Origin of the sequence: Kitasatospora sp. NBC_01560 (genome assembly GCF_045208415.1) — a bacterium.
Lineage (GTDB): Bacteria > Actinomycetota > Actinomycetes > Streptomycetales > Streptomycetaceae > Kitasatospora.
On the sequence record NZ_CP109364.1, the window covers coordinates 5,982,684 to 6,002,801 of the forward strand.

A 20,118-nucleotide genomic window follows, 5' to 3' on the forward strand; every position below is an offset into this window, starting at 1 on the left:
CCGGCCGGAGGCTGGGGGAGGGTCAACGTCGCGTAGCGCCGACACTCTCGGGGGGTGGGGGTCCCCCCGGCCGGAGGCTGGGGGAGGGTCAACGTCGCGTAGCGCCGACACTCTCGGGGTGGGGGAACCTCCCGGGGCCGGGTGCGGTTAACGCGGCCTAACCGGCTCGCTAGTCTTGGCGTCATGGTCAATCTGACGCGCATCTACACCCGTACTGGCGACGACGGCACCACCGCGCTCGGCGACATGAGCCGGACCACCAAGACCGATCCCCGCCTGATCGCCTACGCCGACACCAACGAGGCGAACGCCGCGATCGGCGTCGCGATCGCCGCCGGCGGGCTCGCCGAGGACGTCACCGCGGTGCTCGTCCGGGTGCAGAACGACCTCTTCGACGTCGGTGCGGACCTGGCCACCCCGGTGGTGGAGGACCCGAAGTACCCCCCGCTGCGGGTGCTGCAGTCCTACATCGACCGGCTGGAGGCCGACTGCGACGAGTACCTGGAGTCGCTGGAGAAGCTGCGCAGCTTCATCCTCCCCGGCGGGACGGCGGGCGCCGCGTACCTGCACCTGGCGTGCACGGTGGTGCGCCGGGCCGAGCGGGCCACCTGGGCGGCCGTCGAGGTGCACGGCGACAGCATCAACCCGCTGACCGCCAAGTACCTGAACCGGCTCTCCGACCTGCTGTTCATCCTGGCCCGGGCGGCCAACAAGGAGCGGGGCGACGTGCTCTGGGTGCCGGGCGAGAACCGCTGACTCACTGCCCCAGGGGGGTCTCCCGGCCGACCGGCCGGCCGTTCTCGACGATCGTGCCGGCCGGGGCCTCCTTGGGCCAGAGCGAGTAGCAGGCCGCGACGATCACGTTGATCCCGGCCGTCAGGCCGAGCCGCAGGTACCAGCCGGTGAAGTCGGTGAAGTGGGCGGCGTCGGCGGAGAGCGGCACCAGGGCGGTGATCAGTGCCAGCGTGATGCCCGCCGAGACCACCGTCCGCCCGCAGATCTGCCACTCGTGGCGGGTCCGCTCGGGGCCGTACTTGGGGGAGGGCAGGGGCTTGGGCCCGCCCGCGAAGCGGTACTGGAAGTGCCGGTCGGCCCAGCGGACCAGCGACGGCCCGTAGCCGATCGAGAAGCCCGCGTAGCCCGCGGCCAGGGCGTGCGTCCAGCTCGCCGTGGCGCCGCCGCGCAGGTCGAGCACGGTGAGGACGAACAGCGTGAGATCCACCGCCGGCAGGCCGATCAGCAGCACGGTGCTCAGGGCGCGCAGCCGCAGCAGGTAGCGGGTGGCCAGGCCGAGCCCGAGCAGGATCCAGAAGGCGGCCTCGGCCGCGACGATCAGCGTGACGATCATGGTGTGCTCCCCGGGCGGTCTGCGGTGCCTCCAGCCTCGCCGGAGCGGGCGCGTTAGTCGTCGTCGCCGGAGCCGAGTCTGGCCTGCACCTTTCGATGTACGGCGGCTCCTCCGTGGACCGGAGCCGGGCACCGTGGCGCGGATGATCTGATGGGAGCGTGCGCAGACCCACACTCACCCCGCGGCAGGAGGACCGGGCGATCGCGCTCCTCGGGCTGCTCGGGGGCACCCTGCTGATCTCCCTCAAGGTCTACGACGGCTCCGAGCACATCGCGCGCTGGACGGTCGTCCCGCCGATGCTGGTGATGGCCTCGCTGGAGCTGGTCCGGCGGACCAGACCGGTGCTCGCCGTCACGGTCGGCGGGATCGCGTTCGGCGTCAGCATCTTCTGCGGTGCGATGCTGGCCACCAGCCTGATGTACACGGACCTGCTGTACGCCGCGGTGCTCTACGGCTCGCCGCGGATGTCGCGGATCCTGCACCTCACCGGCGGGGCGTCGGTGCTGGTGCTCTCCACGCTGGTGCTGGTGTACAGCGACGCGCCGACGGCGGTGGCGGTGGTGGTGCTCACCACGCTGATCTACCTGGCGCCGGTCTGGACGGGGGACCTCGTGCGCAAGCACCGGGAGGAGGCGGACAACCAGCGGCTGCGGGCCGACCAGACCGCGCTGCTCTCCGAGATGGACCGGCGGGAGGCGGTCGTCGCCGAACGCGCCAGGATGGCAAGGGAGTTGCACGACGTGGTGGCCAACCACCTGTCGGCCATCGCGATCCACGCCACCGGCGCGCAGTCGGTGGCCCGCCGCCGGCAGCGGCCGGAGGACGACCCCCTGGTGGAGGCGCTGGCGGTGATCCGGGAGAACAGCGTCCAGGGTTTGGCCGAAATGCGCCGCATGATCGGCCTGCTGCGCGACAGCGGCGGCGGCGAGGCGGACGAGTCGTACGCCGCGCCCTCGCTGGACGCCGTCGACGCGCTGCTGGTCAAGGCCCGGGCGGCCGGCCGCGCCGTCGGACTGGACTTCGAGCTCACGGAGCGTGGCGAGCACGGCGCACTGGCCGTGCCGGTCGGGCTGGCGGCGTACCGGATCGTGCAGGAGTCGCTGACCAACGCGCTCAAGCACGCCGGGCCGGGCCGGGTGCGGGTGCTGCTGGAGTACCGGCCGGAGGAGCTGCGGATCGCGGTCGACAGCCCGTACCGCAACGGCGCGGGCCGGGAACTGCCCGGTGCCCGGGCGGGCATGGTCGGCATGGGGGAACGCGCCGCCCTGCTCGGCGGCGCCTTCGAGGCCGGGCCGCAGGGGGACTGCTGGAGCGTGCGCGCGGTGCTGCCGCGGGCACTGGTGAGCGACCACAAGGAGGGGCGGGTATGACGATCCGGGTGCTGGTGGCGGAGGACCAGGCGGCCGTCCGGGCGGCGCTGGTGATGATCCTGCGGGCCGAACCGGACCTGGAGGTGGTCGGCCAGGCCGCCGACGGCGAGGAGGCGGTGCGGCTGGCCCTGGAGCTCCGGCCGGACGTCGTCCTGATGGACGTCCAGATGCCGCGGCTGGACGGGGTCTCGGCGACCCGCGAGGTGGTGGCCGCGGGCGCGGCGCAGGTGCTCGTCCTGACCACCTTCGACCTGGACGAGTACGTCTACGGCGCGCTCCGGGCGGGTGCGGCGGGCTTCCTGCTGAAGGACCTGGAGGCGGACGCCCTGGTGGAGGGAATCCGGACGGTGGCGCGCGGGGACGGCATGCTGGCGCCGTCCGTCACCCGGCGGCTGATCGGCACCTTCGCCCGCCCCGGGCGCACCGTGGGGCCGGACGTCCGGGAGGCGGTGGCCGGGCTCACACCGCGCGAGCGCGAGGTGCTGGCCTGCCTCGGTGCCGGGCTCTCCAACGGTGAGATCGCCGGGCGGCTGGAGATGGCGGAGGCGACCACCAAGACCCATGTGAGCCGGATCCTCGCCAAGCTGCGGCTGCGCAGCCGGGTGCAGGCGGCGATCCTGGCCCAGGACCTCGGGCTGACCGTCTGAGGCCGGCCGCCGGCCCCGACGGCCGGCCCCGACTGCCGGCCGCGCGCCCGCCGTGCGCCTGCCCCGCCCGTCCGTCCGGCGGCCGGGTGGGTCGGTCACAGATCACACTCCCGGATGGCACCACGGGCGTGTGAAGGGCATTAGAGTCCCGCGCAGAGCGACGCGGCTCTTCGGTGGGTGATCCCTGCGCTGAGCCGCCTTCAGGGCCCGCCCACGGGGCGGCGACGGCATCCGGGAGACCAAGCCATGAGCAATGCGTCCAGCCAGCAGATCGCCGTGATCGGCGCCGGCCTCATGGGGGCCGGCATCGCGCAGGTCTCCGCCCAGGCGGGGCACCCGGTGGTGCTGCGGGACGTCACCGAGGAGGCCCTGCAGCGCGGCCTCGCGGGCATCCGTGCCTCGTACGACAAGTTCGTCTCGAAGGGCCGGCTGTCCGCCGAGGACGCCGAGGCGGCGCTCGGCCGGATCACCACCACCACGGACCTGGGCGCGGTCGCCGAGGCCGACATCGTGGTCGAGGCGGTCTTCGAGCGGCTCGACGTCAAGGAGGGCGTCTTCAGGGAGCTCGACAAGCTGGCCAAGGACGGTGCGGTGCTGGCCTCCAACACCTCCGCCATCCCGATCACCCGGATCGCCGCCGCGACGCAGCGCCCCGAGTCGGTCGTCGGCGTGCACTTCTTCTCGCCGGTGCCGCTGATGAAGCTGGTCGAGCTGGTCCGCGGCTACAAGACCAGCGACGAGACGCTGGCCACCGCGCGCGCCTTCGCCGAGGGCGTCGGCAAGGACGTCGTGGTGGTCAACCGCGACGTGGCCGGGTTCGTCACCACCCGCCTGATCACCGCGCTGGTGGTCGAGGCCGCCAAGCTCTACGAGTCGGGCGTGGCCACCGCCGAGGACATCGACACCGCCTGCCGGCTCGGTTTCGGCCACCCGATGGGCCCGCTGGAGACCGCGGACCTCACCGGCGTCGACATCCTGCTGCACGCCGCCCGGAACATCTACGACGAGACCCAGGACGAGAAGTTCGCCGCGCCGGAGATCATGGCGCGCATGGTCACCGCCGGTGACCTGGGCCGCAAGAGCGGTCGCGGCTTCTACCCGTACCCGGGGAAGTGACCTTCGCGGGTGCGTGAGCGGCCGGGTCGTACGGTCGGAACACCGTACGGCCCGCCGCGCCGGGGGCGGGTGAGTTTCCTCACGCCGGGTGCCGCAGACGGGTGATTTGGGCGGTAATCGAGCGTAGGTGTGGAGACTTCCTGCGTATATTCCCTCGGACGAGTGAAGTTGCTTCAGATCTGGCCGGAACCAGCAACCTGCGGACCTGGTTCACCGTCAGATGAGGGGGAGCCCGACCCGCGCCGGCGTTGCTGCGGCCGGTCCCGGGCGCGGGGCCTCAGGCCCGCCCGGACGGCCCCCGCTCCCGGGCCCGGCGCGGCCGGGGCAGGAGGACCCGACACCACTGACCCGCCAGGCGGAGGAGGAGACCATGCGCATCACGGGCGACCACGCCGCGCTGGCCATCGAGGGCCACCTCGACGTGCGCACCGCCGCCGACGCGCGGGTCCGGCTGCACCAGGCCGTCGACGGCGGTCGGGGCGACCTCGTCCTCGACCTTGCCCGGCTGGAGTTCTGGGACGCCACCGGCCTCGGCGTGATCATGGGCACCCACCGGAGGGCCGGCCGGATCGGCCGCCGGCTGGTGCTGCGCTCCGTCCCCGCCCAGCTCCAGCGGCTCCTGGTGGCCACCAGGCTGCACCGCATCCTCGCCGTCGAGGGCGTCGTGGCGGAGCCCCGCGGGGCGGGCCTGCCCGCACTGGGGCCGGTGCTCTGACGACCCCTCCCCGCCCCGGGCGGGGGACCGCGCTGTGCGGCCGGTCGCGGATGTGCAAGAGTCTGCCGTCAGAAGACGGCCGCCGGGTCAAGCTCCGGCCTGCCCCGGAGCGGCCGCAGCAAGTCGTCGGTCGAGCAGGGGCGGAGCAGATCGTGGGACAGCCATCCGGTGAGTTCCGGCAGGAGGCCGTACGCACCCGGGGCGGTGAGCTGGTCTCCGGCGGCCTGCTGGTGACCGTCGGCACCCCCGAGGGCTCCGAGGTCCGCCCCTGCCCCGAGGAGTGGCGCCCCCGCCCGCGCCGGATCGAGCGCACCGAGCCCGCCCGCGGCCCGGCCGGCGGCGCCGGCCGGGCGGTCGGCCCGCTCGCCCTCGGCGCCGGGCCGGCCGACCTGCCGCTGCTCGACCGCGAGGCCGACATCGCCCAACTGCTCGGGCTGCTCGCCGAAGGCCGCTCGATACGCCTGGTCGGCCAGGCCGGCTCCGGGCGCAGCGCCCTGCTGTCGGCCGTCGCCGAGGCCGCCGGGGACCTCGCCCCCGGCGGTGTCGTCCAGCTCTGCGGCCACCGCCGCACCGCCGCCGACCTGCTCCAGGACCTCTTCGCCGCCACCCACCGGGCGCCCGACTTCCGCCCCGACCCGGACGGGCTGGCCGAGTACCTCGCCCGGGTCGGCGCGATCGTGGTGATCGACGAGGTCGAACCGGCCGGGCCCGAGCTGGAGCAGCTGCTCGCCGCCGCCCCCGACTGCGCCTTCCTGCTCTCCGTCGCGCCGGAGAGCCCGCCGCTGCCGGCCGACTCCCGACTCCAAGACCACCTGGTCGCCGGCCTCTCCCGCCCGGCCTGCCTCGCGCTGGCCGCCCGGCTGGCCGGCCGCCCGCTGGACGCGACCGAGAAGGCCTGGGCGGTCGACCTCTGGTTCGAGTCCGAGGGACTCCCGCTGCGCTTCGTCCAGGCCGCCGCGCTGCTGCGGCAGCGCGACGTCGCGGTGGACGCGCTGGTCGCCGCGGAGGAGGACCGGCTGGACGTCTTCGGCGCCGTCCGGGAGCCCTCCCAGGACCCGGATCCGGCGGTTCGCGAGGGCGAGCTGCGCCGTACCGTCCCGCTGCCGTCCGTCGCGGAGAGCGCCTCGCCCGCCGTCCGGCTCGCCGAGGGCCTGAGCGAGCCGGCCCAGGCCGTCCTGCGGCTCGCCGTGGCGCTCGGCGGGGAGTGCCCGACCGCCCCGCACCTGCCCGCCCTGATCGACGTGGGCCAGGGCGAGGGCGCGCTGCACGAACTCGCCGACGCCGGGCTCGCGGTGTCCATCGGCGGGCACCACCGGCTCACCGCGGGCGCGCTCGACCTGCTCGCCCCGCACTGGCCGGCCCGGGGCAGCGTCGACGGCGCTGCCCAGCACTTCGCCTGGTGGGTCGGGCACAGCTCGGTCTCCACCGGGCAGATCGCGGCCGAGGCCGAGGTGGTGATCGGCGTGCTGCTGGCCGACCGGGCCGCCGGCCGGCCAGCAGCGGTCGTCCGGCTGGCCAGGGCCGCCGCCCCGGCGCTGGCCCTGGCGCTGCGCTGGGGGGCCTGGGAGCGCGCCCTGGTGCTCGGCCTGGAGGCCGCCCGGGAGACCGGCTCGCGGGCCGACGAGGCCTGGTTCCACCACGAGTTGGGCGTGTACGCGATCTGCGTCCGGGAGCCCGGCCGGGCGGCCGCCGAGCTGGAGACCGCGCTGACCGTGCGGGCGGCCCTCGGCGAACCCCGCGGGGTCGCCGGCGCCGGCCGGATGCTCGACCTGCTGCGTGCCGACGGCAGACAGCTGCCCGCCGCGCCGGCCGGTCCGGTGCCGCCGCGACGCCCCGTCATCCGGGCCATCGCGCAGGTGCCGTGGCGGTTCAAGAGCACCCCCGGGACGGCCGGCCGCAGCCGGCGCACGGCGATCGCGGCCTCGGCCGCGGTGCTGGCCCTCGGCGTCCTCGGGACGGCGGTCGGGCTGAGCGCCGCCGGCCCGGAGGAGCACCGCGGCACCGACCCGCACAGCAGCTCGGACGACGGCACCGGCGTGCCCGCGGGCGTGCCGTCGCCCCGGTCCAGCCCGAGCCCCGGTGCGACGGTCTCCGGCGGCCCCGGGAGCCCGGACGGCGCGTCGGCCCCGGCGGCGGAGGAGACCGCGCCGGAGCCGTCGTCGAGCAGCGGCAGCACGTCGCGTTCGCCGTCCGCGTCGAAGAAGCCGAGCCGGTCGCCGAGTGCGGGCGAGAGCACGGCGCCGCCCACTCCGGACCGGACCGCGCCGCCGGCGGGCGGTGCGGGCGGCAACCCGCCGCCGCCCGGCGGTTCGGCCGGCGGTGGCAACGGTGGTGGGAACGGCGGCTCCGGCCCGGGCGGCGCGAACGGCGGCTCCGGTGGCGGCCAGACCGGCGGGGGAGCCCCGACGACCCCGGGGCCGACCACCCCGACCACCCCGCCGCCGACGACCGCGAGCCCCTCGGGAAGCGCGACGCCGTCGGGCTCGGCGAGCCCGACGGCGCCTGCGTCGTCGACCTGACGGATCAGGGCAGGGCCCGGATCGGCACGATCCGGGTCAGAACAGCTTCAGCTTGTCGTCGTCGATGCCGCGCAGCGCGTCGTAGTCCAGCACCACGCAGCCGATGCCGCGGTCGGTGGCCAGGACGCGGGCCTGGGGCTTGATCTCCTGCGCGGCGAAGATGCCCTTGACCGGGGCGAGCAGCGGGTCCCGGTTGAGCAGCTCCAGGTACCGGGTGAGCTGCTCGACGCCGTCGATCTCGCCGCGGCGCTTGATCTCGACGGCGACCGTGGCACCGTCGGAGTCGCGGCAGAGGATGTCGACCGGGCCGATCGCGGTGGGGTACTCGCGGCGGATCAGGGACCAGCCGGCGCCGAGCACCTCCATCCGGTCCGCCAGCAGCACCTGGAGGTGTGCCTCCACGCCGTCCTTGATCAGGCCGGGGTCGACCCCGAGCTCGTGCGAGGAGTCGTGCAGCACCTCCTCCAGCGTGATGATGAGCTTCTCGCCGGCCTTGTTCTCCACCGTCCAGGTCCCGTCGGCCTCCTTGAGGACGCACGGCGGGGACATCCAGTTGAGCGGCTTGTAGGCACGGTCGTCGGCGTGGATGCTGACGCTGCCGTCGGCCTTGACCAGGATGAGCCTGGTGGCGGAGGGCAGATGGGCGGAGAGCCGACCGGCATAGTCGACTGAGCAGCGGGCAATTACGAGACGCACGGTCGACCACGCTAGCCCACTGGGGCCAGTTGATGCGATTCCGCGACGGCCGGGTGAAGAATCCGGGAACCCCGCGACGATGGAGGTTCCGCGATCCGGCCAACCCCTGTCCGCACTCTGGCGCCCATGCCCTCGGGCCGCTACGGTGTGTGACGGCGCGCTCGCAGGATCGCTGTCAACGGGGACGGAGACTTCAGATGAACGGTCCAACGGGATCCGGCCAATCCGGTGTGCAGGGGCGTATTTCCGGAGTAATCCGAAGGAATGACCGGCCCGGCCCTCCGTTGACTGCCACGCTGTTCTGAGCGCCCGGCGCCGCCGACACGTCCCTCGACAGGTCCTCGGCGCCGACGCCCCCCCGCACGGTGCCGGAAACAGCCGTTTCGTCGGCGTTCCGGACATTACGCGCGGTAAGCCCACCCTCACCCTCAGCTTGGACTACGCATCACCACCCGGGCGCCGCGCGGGTGGACCGCGAGAGGAGAATCCATGTCGCTCGACGTCTCACCGGCCCTGCTGGAGAAGGCCGAGCGGGGCGAGGTCGACGAGCGGGAATTCGTCGACTGCGTCCGCGTCTCCCTGCCGTACGCCTGGGAGCTGATCAGTTCGCTGGTCGCCCAGGCGAAGGTCGACGGCACCGACTTCGCCGACAACCACGTTCCGCCGCCCAGCGAGCAGGCCCGCGGCCAGCTCCTCCGGGCCCTCGCCAGCGACGCGATCCGGGGGGCGCTGCAGCGCCACTTCGGTGTCCGGCTGGCCTTCCAGAACTGTCACCGGGTGGCGGTGTTCCTGCCGTCGGACTCCAACACGGCCCGGTTCGACCGCTTCACGTCCGTCCGGGAGCAGTTGCTCAACCAGTCCGAGGAACTCCGGGACTGCTGACCCGGAGCGCGCGTCCCCGGCGTCGGCACGCCACCGGGCCGCCCCGCCCCCGACCGGGGCAGGGCGGCCCGGGCCGTCGGGGCCGGGTTCAGCCCAGCTGCGGCAGCACCTCCGAGCCGAGCCGGGCGATGTTGTGCAGCGTGGCGCCGTGGTCCCCGCTGCCCTCGGCGAGCAGCGCGAAGCGGCGGATCCCGGTCCGCTCGGCGGTGGCCAGCAGCCGGTCGGCGCACTGCTTCGGCGTGCCCACCGCGTGCAGGTCGCAGAGGAGTTCGGTGTACTGGTGCGGGTCGCGCATCTTGCGCTCCCGGCCGTCGACGGTGCGGTGCGCGCCGAGCCCGTACTCGAACCAGCCGGGCATCGCCCGCAGCAGGGTGGCCCGGGCCGCCGAGGTGCGGTCGTCCACCTGGGCCACGCCGGCCGCGACGTGCTGCCGGCTCACCCGCCGCAACTGCTCCTCGCCGCGTCCGGCGGCCAGCCAGGCGGCCCGGTACAGCTCCAGCATCTGCAGCTTGTCCTCGTCGCCGGAGTGCATGCCGAGCAGCATCGGCAGCCCCCGCTCGGCGGCCAGCCGGACCCCGCCGGGCGAGGTGCAGGCGACCACCATCGGCGGGCCGGCCACCGGGCGTCCGGTGTCGGTGAGTTCCTCGCCCGGCCCGTCGGCGTCCGTCCGCTGACGGGGGAAGCGCAGCTGCCCCGACCGCTCGCCGATGCCCAGCCAGGAGCCGAGTTCGGACCGGCGCGGCGGCTCGGTGGCGCGCGGCACCACGGCCACCTCGGGGAAGCTGAACTGCGGCCCGTCCGCACCCACCCGGGAGCCCCGCAGCCAGCGCAGCAGCAGGTCGAGCCGCTCGGGGAAGCCCTGTTCGAAGGCCTCCACGCCGCTGCCGAAGACGTCCAGGTCGATCCACGGCCCGCCGCGGCCGACCCCGAGCGTGAACCGCCCGCCGGAGGTCAGGTGCAGCATCGCGGCCTGTTCGCCGAGCGCGACCGGGTGGGCGGTGGAGAGCACGCTGACCGCCGTGCCGACGCCGATCCGGCGGGTGCGGCCGAGCAGCATCGCGGCGAGCGTCGCCGCGTTCGGGCAGACCCCGTACGGCACGAAGTGGTGCTCGGCCAGCCAGACGCTGTCGAGGCCCGCGTGCTCGGCCTCGACGGCCGCCCGTACGGTGCGGTCGAGTACCTCGGCGTGGCTCTGCCCGGGGAACTGCGCCGAGAGCAGGAAGGCGCCGACCCGTACCGGCGCGGTGTCCGCGGGCAGGGCGCCCGCCCGGGCGGGTACGGGCAGGGCGGTGGCGGCGGTCGTGGTCACCGGGGCGGCCGCCAGGGCCGGGCCGGGGGCGGGCGGCCGGACTCCGACGGGCCGGCGGGTCTCGGCTCGGGCGCTGGTCTTGGTCATCCTTGGGCCTCCATCGGGTGCGCGCAGGGTCTGCGGGCCCCGCCTGTCCCCTCGTGAGTAACCGATGTCATGTGCCAATGGCACGCCGAACCACGAATTTCGCGGAAGATCGGGTGGATATCACGGGAAACGCCGAAGTGCCGGACGATGCCGTGATAGTGGCCCTGGGCACGGACCTCCGGCCGTAGGCTGGAACGGTTCCGAGCCCCCGCAGAGAGGTAGCCCGACGTGTCGCCCCGCCGCAACCGGATCAAGAGCGCCGCCGACAGTGGAGCGGCGGAGCCGGCCGCCCCGCTCGGCGGCTCGCTGCGCCGCACCGAGAGCTACCAGGGCGACGAATGGGTCGTGCAGACCGTGGCCGGCACGGCCGGCCGCTTCTACCGCTGCCCGGGCTGCGACCAGGAGATCCCGCCGGGCGTCGGCCACGTGGTGGCCTGGCCGCAGTACGGCGCCGGGGTGGACGACCGGCGGCACTGGCACCGCGCCTGCTGGGGCGCCCGCGAGCGCCGGGCGTCCAACCTCCAGCGCGGCCGCGGCGCCCCCAGGTACTGAGGGCGCCGCGGTGGTCCGGGCCGGTCAGGCGTCGCGCTTCTTCAGCACCAGCGCGCCGCCGGCCAGCGCGGCCAGCGTCCAGGCCAGGCAGATCGTGAAGCCGGCCCACGGCCCGTACGGCTGGCCGTGCTGCTCGTACACCAGGAGCATCCGCGAGCCCGCGTAGTCGGGGAAGTAGTGGGCCAGCGTCTTGACCTTCGGCACCGCCGAGAGGATCGGCGACAGAAGGAAGAAGAACGGCACCAGCACGCCGAGCGCCAGCGTCTGGTTGTGCAGCATCGCGGTGACGCCCGCCGAGAAGAGGCAGAGCATCGTCAGGTAGAACGCCGCCCCGAACACCGCGCGCAGCACGTGCGGTTCGGAGAGGCTGGTGGAGTGGTCGCCGAGCAGGGCCTGTCCGACGAAGAACGTGACGAACGCGGTGACCAGCGAGACCGCGAAGGCCAGGCCGCCCAGCACCACCGCCTTGCCGGTCAGCAGCGTGCCGCGCTGCGGGACGGCCGCCAGGGTGACTCTGATCATCCCGCTGCTGTACTCGTTGCCGATCGCCAGCACGCCGAAGACGATGATGGCCAGCTCGCCGAGGATGATGCCGGAGAAGGCCGTCCCGGTGGCGTCGAAGGGCGTGTCGTCGCTGCGGAACTCCTCGAAGTTGTTGTTGGTCAGCAGCGAGAGCAGGGCGCCGACGCCGAGCGTGACCACGAAGGCCAGCGCGAGCGTCCAGACCGTCGAGCGGACGCTGCGGATCTTCGTCCACTCGGAGCGCAGGACCGCGGGGAAGGACGCCATCTCAGTTCTCCTCCGTGCCACTGGCCGCCGGCTGCGGTGCCGTACCGCCCTTCCAGCCGGCGCCCCAGGCGCCGGGTGCGCCGGCCGCGTCGCGGCCCTCGCCGTCCCCGGCGTGGTACTCCACCGAGTCGGCCGTCATCTGCATGAACGCCTCTTCCAGCGAGGCCTGCTGGGGGCTCAGCTCGTGCAGCACCACGCCGTGCGTGGCGGCCAGTTCGCCGAGCTCGGCCGGTTCGCCGTCGACCACCTCGTACGAGCCGTCCGGGCCGGGCTCGGGGCGGAACCCGGCGCCGGCCAGGACGTCCAGCAGCCGTTCGGGCTGCGGGGTGCGCAGCCGGACGGCGGAGCGCGAGTTGTGCCGGATGAACTCGGCCATCGACATGTCCGCGAGCAGCCGGCCCCGGCCGATGACGACCAGGTGGTCGGCGGTGACGGCCATCTCGTTCATCAGGTGCGAGGAGACGAAGACCGTCCGGCCCTCGGTGGCGAGCCGCTTCATCAGGTTGCGGATCCAGAGGATGCCCTCCGGGTCCAGCCCGTTGACGGGCTCGTCGAACATCACGATCTCGGGGTCGCCGAGCAGCGCCGAGGCGATGCCGAGCCGCTGGCCCATGCCGAGCGAGAAGCCGCGGGCACGCTTGCGGGCGACGGCGGTCAGGCCGACCAGGGCGAGCACCTCGTCCACCCGGCCGGCCGGGATGCGGTTGCTCTGCGCCAGCCAGAGCAGGTGGTCGCGGGCGGTCCGGCCGGGGTGGACGGCCTTGGCCTCCAGCAGGGCCCCGATGTACTTGAGCGGCTCGCTGAGCTGCCCGTACCGCTTGCCGTCGATGGTGACCCGCCCGGCGGTGGGCCGGTCCAGGTCGAGGATCATGCGCATGGTGGTGGACTTGCCCGCGCCGTTGGGGCCGAGGAAACCGGTGACCACGCCCTGCGGCACCTGGAAGCTCAGCCGGTCCACGGCGAGGGTCCTGCCGTAGCGTTTGGTCAGGCCGTGCAACTCGATCATTCGCGCTCCCTTACTCTCCGTCAGGCTATGACAAAGCGGACGGGGTGGCCCGCTGAGTGGGCCCGCCGGGCGCACCGCAATACGGTGGCCCCATGACCCAGCTCCCCTCCGCAGTGTCCGTCCGCGAGAGCGGTACCGGAACACCCCTCGTGCTGCTGCACGCCTTTCCGCTCAACGCCTCGATGTGGTCCGCGCAGCTGGACACGCTGCCCGGACGGACCGGCCACGAGGCCCGGGTGATCGCTCCCGACCAACGCGGCTTCGGCGGTACCGCGCTGGGCACCGACGAGCCCTCGCTGGACGCGGTCGCCGACGACCTCGCCCTGCTGCTGGACGCGGCCGGGATCGACCGGGCGGTGGTCGGCGGCCTGTCGATGGGCGGCTACGTGGCGCTGGCCTTCGCCCGGCGCCACCCGGACCGGCTGGCCGGGCTGCTGCTGGCCAACACCCGGGCCACCGCCGACACCGCGGCGGCCCGGGCCAACCGGGAGCGGATCGCCGCCGCGGTGCTGGCCCGCGACAGCGTCCGGCTGCTGCTGGACGAGAAGACGGCGGCCGGCCAGCTCGGCCCGGCCTCCCTGCACCTGGTCGACCGGGTGCAGGGCATGATCGCCGCGGCGCCGCCGGCCGCGGTGGCCTGGGCGCAGCGGGCCATGGCGGCCCGGCCGGACGGCCTGGACGTCCTGGCCGGGCTGCGGGTGCCGGCCGCCGTGGTGGCCGGGGAGGAGGACGGGCTCGTCCCGCTCGCCGAGGCCGAGCTGATGGTGCGGGCGCGGCCGGACGCCGAGCTGACCGTGCTCCCGGGCGTGGGGCACCTGAGCGCGCTGGAGGCACCGGAGGCGTTCGACGCCGCTGTCCGCCGGCTGCTGGAGCGGGTGGCGGGATGAGCGAGCGGAAGGCGGAGCCGGGCAGCTGGGACTTCTCGGCGCTGGAGGTCTCCGGTCGGATGCCCGTGACCAACCGCGGCGAGAGCCTGGTGGAGCTGACGCTGGAGCCGCTCGGCGAGGACTACTGGCTGCGCCCGGGCGAGACCTTCATCGTCACCTCGTACGGCGACTACGGCCCCGGGCACCCCTTCGAGGTGCAGTACTGGCCGGACTCGGTGTCGGTCTGGTGCACCTCGTGGTTCGGCACCGTCTCGGACGACGACGGCAACCAGCTGAGCTGCGGCCACCAGCGGCCGGACGGCGCCTACCCGCGCTGACGGCGCCCGGGGGCTGTCCGTGGCCGTGCGGGAGGGGCGGGGGCCCCGTTCCCTCCCCTCCCGCACGCGGCGCGGCCCAGGGGGCCGCCAGGGCGGCGCAGCGGCCCGGGGCAGGGGAACCGGCTGTGCGGCGCAGCGGCCCGGGGCAGCGGAACGGGCCCCCACCCCGGAGGGTGAGGGCCCGTCAGCGGCGTCAGCGCGACTGCTGGGCGGGCACGCCCATGGTGTCGTCGTTCGGCAGCGAGGCGGCGGCCACGGCCGCGCCGGTCAGCGTCGCCAGCATCTCGCGGACGTTGGTCAGCTGGGCGTTGATGCTGTCGCGGCGGTTGGTGAGCGCCGCCAGCTCGCGCTCGGACTCGCTGCGGATCCGGTCGGCCTTGGCGTTGGCGTCCGCCACGATGTCCTCGGACTGGCGCTGGGCCGTCTCGACGGTCTGGCGGGCGCGGCGCTCGGCGTCGGTGCGCAGCTTCTCGGCCTCCAGGCGCAGCTGCTCGGCCCGGTGCTCGATCTCGGCCAGGCGCTTCTCGGCCTTGGCCTGGCGGGCCGCCAGGTCGCGCTCGGACTGCTCGCGGCGCTTGGCCAGGTTGGTCTCGAACTCCAGCGCGGCCTGGGCGGCCTTGGTGCGGGTCTCCTCGAAGAGGGCGTCCGCCTCCTCGCGCTTGTTCTGGGCGTCCTTGTTGGCTTCGGCGCGCAGCTGGGCGCTGTCGCTCTTGGCCTTGTCGACGATCCGCAGGCCCTCGTCCTCGGCCTTGGCCTTGCGGTCCTTGGCGTAGTTCTCGGCCTCGGTGCGGACCTGCTGGGCGGCGGCCTCGGCCAGCTCGCGGTGCTGCTCGGCGGCGCGGTGGGCCTCGTCGCGCAGGTCCTTCGCCTCCTCCTCGGCCAGCCGCAGGATCTTCTCGACCCGGGCGCCGAGACCGGCGTAGGAGGGCTCGGCCTCGGTGACCGCCGCCTGGGCGGTCTGGGTCTCCAGGTGGAGCTCCTCGATGCGCTTCTCCAGCGCACTGATCCGGGTCAAGGCACTGTCACGGTCGGCCACCAGCTTGGTGATCCGCTCGTCGACCTGGGCGCGCTCGTACCCACGGCGCACCAGGTCGAAGCCGTGAGGGGAGTGACTGTCGCTCATGGGGTTCTGGGCTTCCTGTCGTCAAACCGCTGAGGTGGTTGAGGGAATCCTGACACGGTACCGGAGTGTCTACGGCGAAACGCCGTTGTCCCGCGGACAATGTCCGCTCAATCGGGTGGTGCGTTCTTGGAGCGATTGCCACCCGACCGGGGTGAGCCAACTCCGGCACCGGCCTTGGCACCCCCGTCCTTCTTGGTGCTGTTTCCCCCGTTGGTCTGCGCGACCGGCGCCGGTGCTTCGAAGGCCTCCAGTGCGGACAGCACGTCCTGCACCCGGGAGATCTCCGTGTTGATGTCCTTGCGGCGGCGCACCAGCTCGTCGAGCTCGCGCCGGCCCTCGTCGGTGGAGCGCTTCGCCTCGGCCCGCGCCTCGGAGAGCAGCCGGTCGGCCTCCGCCTTCGCCAGCTCGACCTGCTCGTCCGCGGCCTCGTCGGCGGCCCGGAGCCGCTTCTCCGCCTCGGCCGCCGCGGTCTCGACCTTCTCCTCGGCCTCGTCCTCGGCGGACTTCAGCTTGGCCTCGGCCTTCACGATCAGGGCCTCGGCGCGGTCGGTCGAGTCGGCGAGCTTGGTCTCGGCCTCCTTCAGCAGGCCCTCGGCCTTGCGGACGGCGGAGATCCGGACCTTGCTGGCCTCGGCGGACGCCTCGGAGGTCAGCTCGTTGGCGCGGTCCTCGGCGGCCGCGACCAGCGCCGCGGCGCGGTCCTCGGCCTCGGCGACGGCGGCCACCGCCTGCTCCTCGGCCTCGGTCAGCTGCTCCTGGGCGGCCGTCACCAGCGCGTCGACCCGCTCGCCGGCCGACTTCATGGCCTGCGCGTTCTCCTTGCGGGCGCGCTCGTGCAGGGCCTCCACCTCGGCGTCGGTGCGCTCGCGCAGCTCCTCGGCGCGCTCGCGGATCGCGGTGGCGTCCCGGCGGGCCTCGGAGAGCAGGGCGTCGGCGTCGGAGCGGCCCTTCTCCACCTCGGCCTGGCCGGCCGCCTCGCCGGCGGCGACCAGCCGGTCGGCCTCCTTGCGGGCCGCCGCGACCATCGCGTCCGCCTGCTCCTCGGCGGCGGCGGTGGTGGCCAGCGCGGTGGTCTGGGCGTCCTCGCCGAGTGCCTCGGCATCGGCGAAGGCCTTCTCCAGCACGGACTTGGCCTGGTCGCGGGTGGCCCGGTCGAAGTGCTCGGCCGCTTCGCGGGTGTCGGCGTCGTAGGCGTCGGCCCGGGCGTGGGCGTCCGTGTCGTAGTCGTCGGCGAGGCTGCGGGTGGCCAGCGCGTACTCCTCGGCCTCGGCCCGCAGCGAGGCGGCGAACTCCTCGGCCTCGGCGACGGTGGCGGCGGCCCGCTCCTCGGCGGCGGCGACCGTCCGGGAGGCCTGCGCCCCGGCGTCGGCACGCTGCTGCTCGGCGCTCTCCCGGGCCGCCCTCAGCTCGGCCTCGGCCTCGGCGCGCAGCTGCTCGTCGTAGGCCAGCGCCTCGGCCCGCAGACGGCCCAGCTCGGCCTCGGCGGCCTCGCGTTCGGCGGCCAGCTCCAGTTCGGTCTGCTCGCGCAGGGCGGTCGTCTCGGCGGCGGTGCGGGCCCGCAGGTCGGCGGTCTCGCGGTCGGCCAGGGCGCGCTGCTCGGCGGTCTCGCGGTCGGCGTCCTCGTGCTGCTCGGCGACGGCGCGGTCGGTCCGCTCGCGCAGTCCGGCGGCGTCCTGCTCGGCGGCCCGGCGGGTCTCGGCGGCCTCCGCCTCGGCGGTGGCGCGCAGTTCGGCGATCTGCTGCGAGGCGGCCTCGTACATGCCCGCCACCGACTGGCGGACCTCGGCGGCCTCGTCCTCGGCGATGGAGACCAGCCGGGCACCCTCGGCCTCGGCGGCCGCGATCAGCTCCTCGCCGTCGGCGCGGGCCTGCTCCAGTGCGGCGGTGGCCTCGGCCCGGAGGGTGTCGGCGGTGGCGCGGGCCTCGGAGAGCTCGCGGCCGGCCTCGGCCCGGACGGTGCCGGCCTGCTCGGCGGCCAGGGCGAGATCGGCCTCGGCCCGCTCGCGCAGGTCCTTCGCGGTGGCGGTGGCCTCGGTCCGCAGCCGCTCGGCGGCGGCCCGTGCGCTCTCCAGTGCCTCTTCGGCCTCGGTGCGGAGCCGGGCGGTTTCGGCGGCGGTGTGTTCGGTGAGGTCGGCGGCGGTCTGCTCGGCCTCGGTGCGGACGCGGTCGGCGTGGGCGTCGGCGGCCTCGCGCAGGGCGGCGGCCTCGGCGGCGGTGCGCTCGGTGAGCTCGGCCGCGGCCTGCTCGGCCTCGGTGCGGAGCCGGGCGGTTTCGGCGGCGGTGTGTTCGGTGAGGTCGGCGGCGGTCTGCTCGGCCTCGGTGCGGACGCGGTCGGCGTGGGCGTCGGCGGCCTCGCGCAGGGCGGCGGCCTCGGCGGCGGTGCGCTCGGTGAGCTCGGCCGCGGCCTGCTCGGCCTGCTCGCGGGCGGCCTTGGCGGCGGCCAGTTGCTCGGCGGTCTCCTCGCGCTCGCGCCGCAGCCCGGTGGAGGCCTCCTCGCGCTCGCGCCGGCTCTCCTCGCGCAGGGCGTCGGCGGCGGCCTCGGCCTCGGCGCGGGAGCGGGCCAGCTCGGTGTCGGTCTCGGTCCGCAGCCGCTCGGCGTCGGCGACGGCGGCGTCCCGGACGGAGCCGGCCTCGGCCTCCGCGTCGGCCCGCAGGCGCTCTGCCTCGCTGGTTGCCGCGGATCGCACCTGCTGGTCGAACTCGATGGCCTCGCGGCGCAGTTCGGCCGTCTCGCGCTCGGCGGCGGTGCGGTTCTCGGCCGCCGCGGCCTTGGCGGCGGCGATCGCGTCCCGACCCTGCTGCTCGGCGGCGGCGACGGTCTTCCCGGCCTCGGTCCGGGCCCGGGCCAGGGTCTGCTCGGCCCGCCCCTGGGTCTCGGCGGCCAGCTCCTTGGTCTGCTCGCGCAGCCGCTCGGTCTCGGCGGCCGCACCGGCGCGCAGCTCGTCCGCGTCGGCCTTGGCCCGCGTGAGCAGCTCCTCGGCGTTCTTCGCCGACTCCTCGATCTGGACGACGGCCTGGCGGCGGGCCTCGCCGCGGACCCGGTCGGCCTCGGCGGCGGCCTGGGAGCGCAGCTCCTCGGCCTCGGCGCGCAGCCGGGCGGCCTCGTCCTGCATCTCCCGGATCCGCTCGCGGACGGCCGCGGCGTCGTCCAGGGCGGCGTTCTGGGCCTGCTCCACGGCGGCCTGGGCCTGCTCGCGCAGGCGCTCCGCCTCGGCGGCGGCCACGGTGCGGATCCGCTCGGCCTCGGCGGCGGCGCCGGCCCGGGCGGTCTCGGCGTCGTGGTTGGCCCGGGCGAGCATCTCCTCGGCCGTCTTGGCGGCCTTGGCGAGATGGACGGTGGCGTCCTTGGCACCGGCCGCCCGGCCGGCCTCCTCGGACTCGCTGCGCAGCTGGGCGGCGGAGGCCTCGGCCTGGGCGCGCAGCTCGGCGACGTCGCGTTCGGCCTGCGCCCGCATCTCGGCGATGGCGGCCTCGGCCTCGGAGCGCAGCTCGGCGGCCACCGACTCGGCGGTGGCGCGCAGGCGCTCGCTCTCCTCGGCGGCGGCGGCCCGGGCGGCCTCCGCCTGGGCCTGCTTGTCGGCGGCCTCGGCCTTGAGCGCCTCGGTCTCCTTGGTGGCCTGGGCGACCATCCGGGCCACCTCGGCCCGGGCGGTCTGCGAGCGCTGCTCGCTGGCGGCCTCGCCGTCGGCGACCTTCCGCGAGGCGGTGGCCTCGGCGTCGGCCTGCAGCTGCTCGGCGGCGGCCTCGGCCTGGGCGCGCAGCTCGGCGGACTCCCGCCGGGTGCGTTCGGCCTCGGCGATCGCCTCGGCGCGCAGCCGCTCTATCTCGGCCTGGGCGTGCGCGAGGGCCGCCTCGGCGCGTTGCTGCTCGGCGGCGGCGTGCTCCTTGAGCCGGCCGATCTCGGCCTGCGCGACGGTGAGCTGCTGCTCGGCGGCGGCGTGGGCGGCGGCCAGCTGCTGCTGGGCCTCGCCCCGGGCCGCGGCGAGCCGCTGCTGGGCCTCGCCGCGGGCGGCGTCCACGTCGGCGGCGGCCTGGGCGCCGGCCTGCTGGGCCTGGTCGGAGGCGGCGCGCAGCATGCGCTCGGCGTCGCTGTGGGCGCGCTGGAGGGCGGCCTCGGCAGCGGCCTGGGCCTCGCCGCGGGCGGCGTCCACGTCGGCGGCGGTCTGCGCGCGGGCCTGTTCGGCCAGGGCGGTGGCCTCGGCGCGGGCCGCGGCCATCAGCCGGTCGGCCTCGCCGCGGGCCTCCTGGAGCAGGCGCTGGGCCTCCTGCTCGGTGCCTGCGCGGGTCTGCTCGGCCCAGTTGACGTTCTCGTTGACGTGCTGCTCGGCGCTGCGCCGCAGCTCGGTGAGCTCATCCTCCAGCTGGCGGCGGCGAGCGGTGAGCTCGGCCTCCAGCCGGGCGGTGCGCTCGGCGGCCTCGGCCATGATCCGCTGAGTGGCGGCCTGGGAGTCGCGCAGCTGCCGCTCGGCGTCGGCGCGCAGCTGCTGGGCCTGCATCTCGGCGGTGCGGAGCATCTGCTCGGCCTGGCCGGACACGGCGTCGAAGGCGCGCGGCTGGGCGAGCATCCGGCGGGACTCGTGCAGCTTGGCCCGGAGCACCTCCACCTGGTAGGCGAGGTCCTCGGCATGCTCGACGGTTTTGTCCCGCTCCTTCCGAGTCCGATCCATCTCGGCCTCGAACTGGGAGAGGTGATCGTCAACCTCGTAGCGGTCGTAGCCCCGCACTCCGCGGTCCCATCCATCTCCTGGTCGCGTC

Annotated in this window: 17 protein-coding genes; 10 read left to right on the top strand and 7 right to left on the bottom strand. The window is 75.1% G+C overall.

From position 1 onward, the window contains the following. Window positions 1–183: 183 nt before the first annotated feature. Window positions 184–756 carry a cob(I)yrinic acid a,c-diamide adenosyltransferase gene (locus OH807_RS26135; protein ID WP_406203112.1) on the top strand — a complete coding sequence of 191 codons (573 nt, stop codon included), beginning with the start codon at window positions 184–186 and terminating at the stop codon, window positions 754–756. 1 nt (window position 757) lies between these two features. Here OH807_RS26135 and OH807_RS26140 read toward each other — a convergent pair whose 3' ends face one another. Then, window positions 758–1,348 (bottom strand): hypothetical protein, encoded by a 591-nt coding sequence (locus OH807_RS26140; RefSeq protein ID WP_406203114.1) that lies wholly within the window; start codon window positions 1,346–1,348, stop codon window positions 758–760. A gap of 158 nt (window positions 1,349–1,506) precedes the next feature. On the opposite strand from OH807_RS26140, the gene OH807_RS26145 reads away from it, so the two are divergent. The 5 genes from OH807_RS26145 to OH807_RS26165 all read left to right on the top strand — a co-directional run bounded on the left by OH807_RS26145 (window position 1,507) and on the right by OH807_RS26165 (window position 7,715). Then, the gene (locus OH807_RS26145) at window positions 1,507–2,718 is read left to right on the top strand and encodes a sensor histidine kinase (RefSeq protein WP_406203116.1); all 1,212 of its coding nucleotides are present in this window, start codon (window positions 1,507–1,509) and stop codon (window positions 2,716–2,718) included. Then, window positions 2,715–3,365, top strand: coding sequence for a response regulator (locus OH807_RS26150; RefSeq protein ID WP_406203118.1), 651 nt, complete (start codon window positions 2,715–2,717; stop codon window positions 3,363–3,365). Before OH807_RS26145 ends, OH807_RS26150 begins: the two co-directional genes overlap by 4 nt. A gap of 246 nt (window positions 3,366–3,611) precedes the next feature. Then, the gene (locus OH807_RS26155) at window positions 3,612–4,481 is read left to right on the top strand and encodes a 3-hydroxyacyl-CoA dehydrogenase family protein (RefSeq protein WP_406203120.1); all 870 of its coding nucleotides are present in this window, start codon (window positions 3,612–3,614) and stop codon (window positions 4,479–4,481) included. A 370-nt stretch (window positions 4,482–4,851) separates the two neighbouring features. Next, window positions 4,852–5,196, top strand: a complete 345-nt coding sequence (locus OH807_RS26160) for an STAS domain-containing protein (RefSeq protein ID WP_406203122.1) — start codon at window positions 4,852–4,854, stop codon at window positions 5,194–5,196. 152 nt (window positions 5,197–5,348) lie between these two features. After that, window positions 5,349–7,715, top strand: a complete 2,367-nt coding sequence (locus OH807_RS26165; RefSeq protein WP_406203124.1) for an ATP-binding protein — start codon at window positions 5,349–5,351, stop codon at window positions 7,713–7,715. A gap of 36 nt (window positions 7,716–7,751) precedes the next feature. Here the strand turns inward: OH807_RS26165 and nucS are convergent, their stop codons facing one another. After that, entirely contained in the window at window positions 7,752–8,411 is a 660-nt protein-coding gene (gene nucS, locus OH807_RS26170; RefSeq protein ID WP_406203126.1) for an endonuclease NucS, read from the bottom strand. Between the two features lie 489 nt (window positions 8,412–8,900). On the opposite strand from nucS, the gene OH807_RS26175 reads away from it, so the two are divergent. Then, window positions 8,901–9,293 (top strand): SCO5389 family protein, encoded by a 393-nt coding sequence (locus tag OH807_RS26175; RefSeq protein ID WP_406203128.1) that lies wholly within the window; start codon window positions 8,901–8,903, stop codon window positions 9,291–9,293. An 88-nt stretch (window positions 9,294–9,381) separates the two neighbouring features. Here the strand turns inward: OH807_RS26175 and OH807_RS26180 are convergent, their stop codons facing one another. After that, the gene (locus OH807_RS26180; protein WP_406203130.1) at window positions 9,382–10,689 is read right to left on the bottom strand and encodes an LLM class flavin-dependent oxidoreductase; all 1,308 of its coding nucleotides are present in this window, start codon (window positions 10,687–10,689) and stop codon (window positions 9,382–9,384) included. A gap of 228 nt (window positions 10,690–10,917) precedes the next feature. On the opposite strand from OH807_RS26180, the gene OH807_RS26185 reads away from it, so the two are divergent. Continuing rightward, on the top strand, window positions 10,918–11,241 hold the full coding sequence (locus tag OH807_RS26185) for an ATP/GTP-binding protein (protein WP_406203132.1): 324 nt from the start codon (window positions 10,918–10,920) through the stop codon (window positions 11,239–11,241). A gap of 24 nt (window positions 11,242–11,265) precedes the next feature. Here the strand turns inward: OH807_RS26185 and OH807_RS26190 are convergent, their stop codons facing one another. Together OH807_RS26190 and OH807_RS26195 are read right to left on the bottom strand one after the other, a co-directional pair. Continuing rightward, the gene (locus OH807_RS26190; RefSeq protein ID WP_406203134.1) at window positions 11,266–12,030 is read right to left on the bottom strand and encodes an ABC transporter permease subunit; all 765 of its coding nucleotides are present in this window, start codon (window positions 12,028–12,030) and stop codon (window positions 11,266–11,268) included. A gap of 1 nt (window position 12,031) precedes the next feature. Next, window positions 12,032–13,036, bottom strand: a complete 1,005-nt coding sequence (locus OH807_RS26195) for an ABC transporter ATP-binding protein (protein ID WP_406203136.1) — start codon at window positions 13,034–13,036, stop codon at window positions 12,032–12,034. A gap of 92 nt (window positions 13,037–13,128) precedes the next feature. Between OH807_RS26195 and OH807_RS26200 the strand changes: the two genes are divergently transcribed. Both OH807_RS26200 and OH807_RS26205 read left to right on the top strand, forming a co-directional pair. Further along, entirely contained in the window at window positions 13,129–13,923 is a 795-nt protein-coding gene (locus OH807_RS26200) for an alpha/beta fold hydrolase (RefSeq protein WP_406203138.1), read from the top strand. Continuing rightward, window positions 13,920–14,240: a hypothetical protein gene (locus tag OH807_RS26205; RefSeq protein ID WP_406203140.1), complete on the top strand. Its 321-nt coding sequence runs from the start codon at window positions 13,920–13,922 to the stop codon at window positions 14,238–14,240. The genes OH807_RS26200 and OH807_RS26205 overlap by 4 nt, the downstream gene beginning before the upstream one ends. A gap of 193 nt (window positions 14,241–14,433) precedes the next feature. Here the strand turns inward: OH807_RS26205 and OH807_RS26210 are convergent, their stop codons facing one another. Next, window positions 14,434–15,363, bottom strand: a complete 930-nt coding sequence (locus tag OH807_RS26210) for a cellulose-binding protein (protein ID WP_218201876.1) — start codon at window positions 15,361–15,363, stop codon at window positions 14,434–14,436. 107 nt (window positions 15,364–15,470) lie between these two features. Next, entirely contained in the window at window positions 15,471–20,087 is a 4,617-nt protein-coding gene (locus OH807_RS26215) for a hypothetical protein (protein WP_406203142.1), read from the bottom strand. Window positions 20,088–20,118 lie beyond the last annotated feature (31 nt).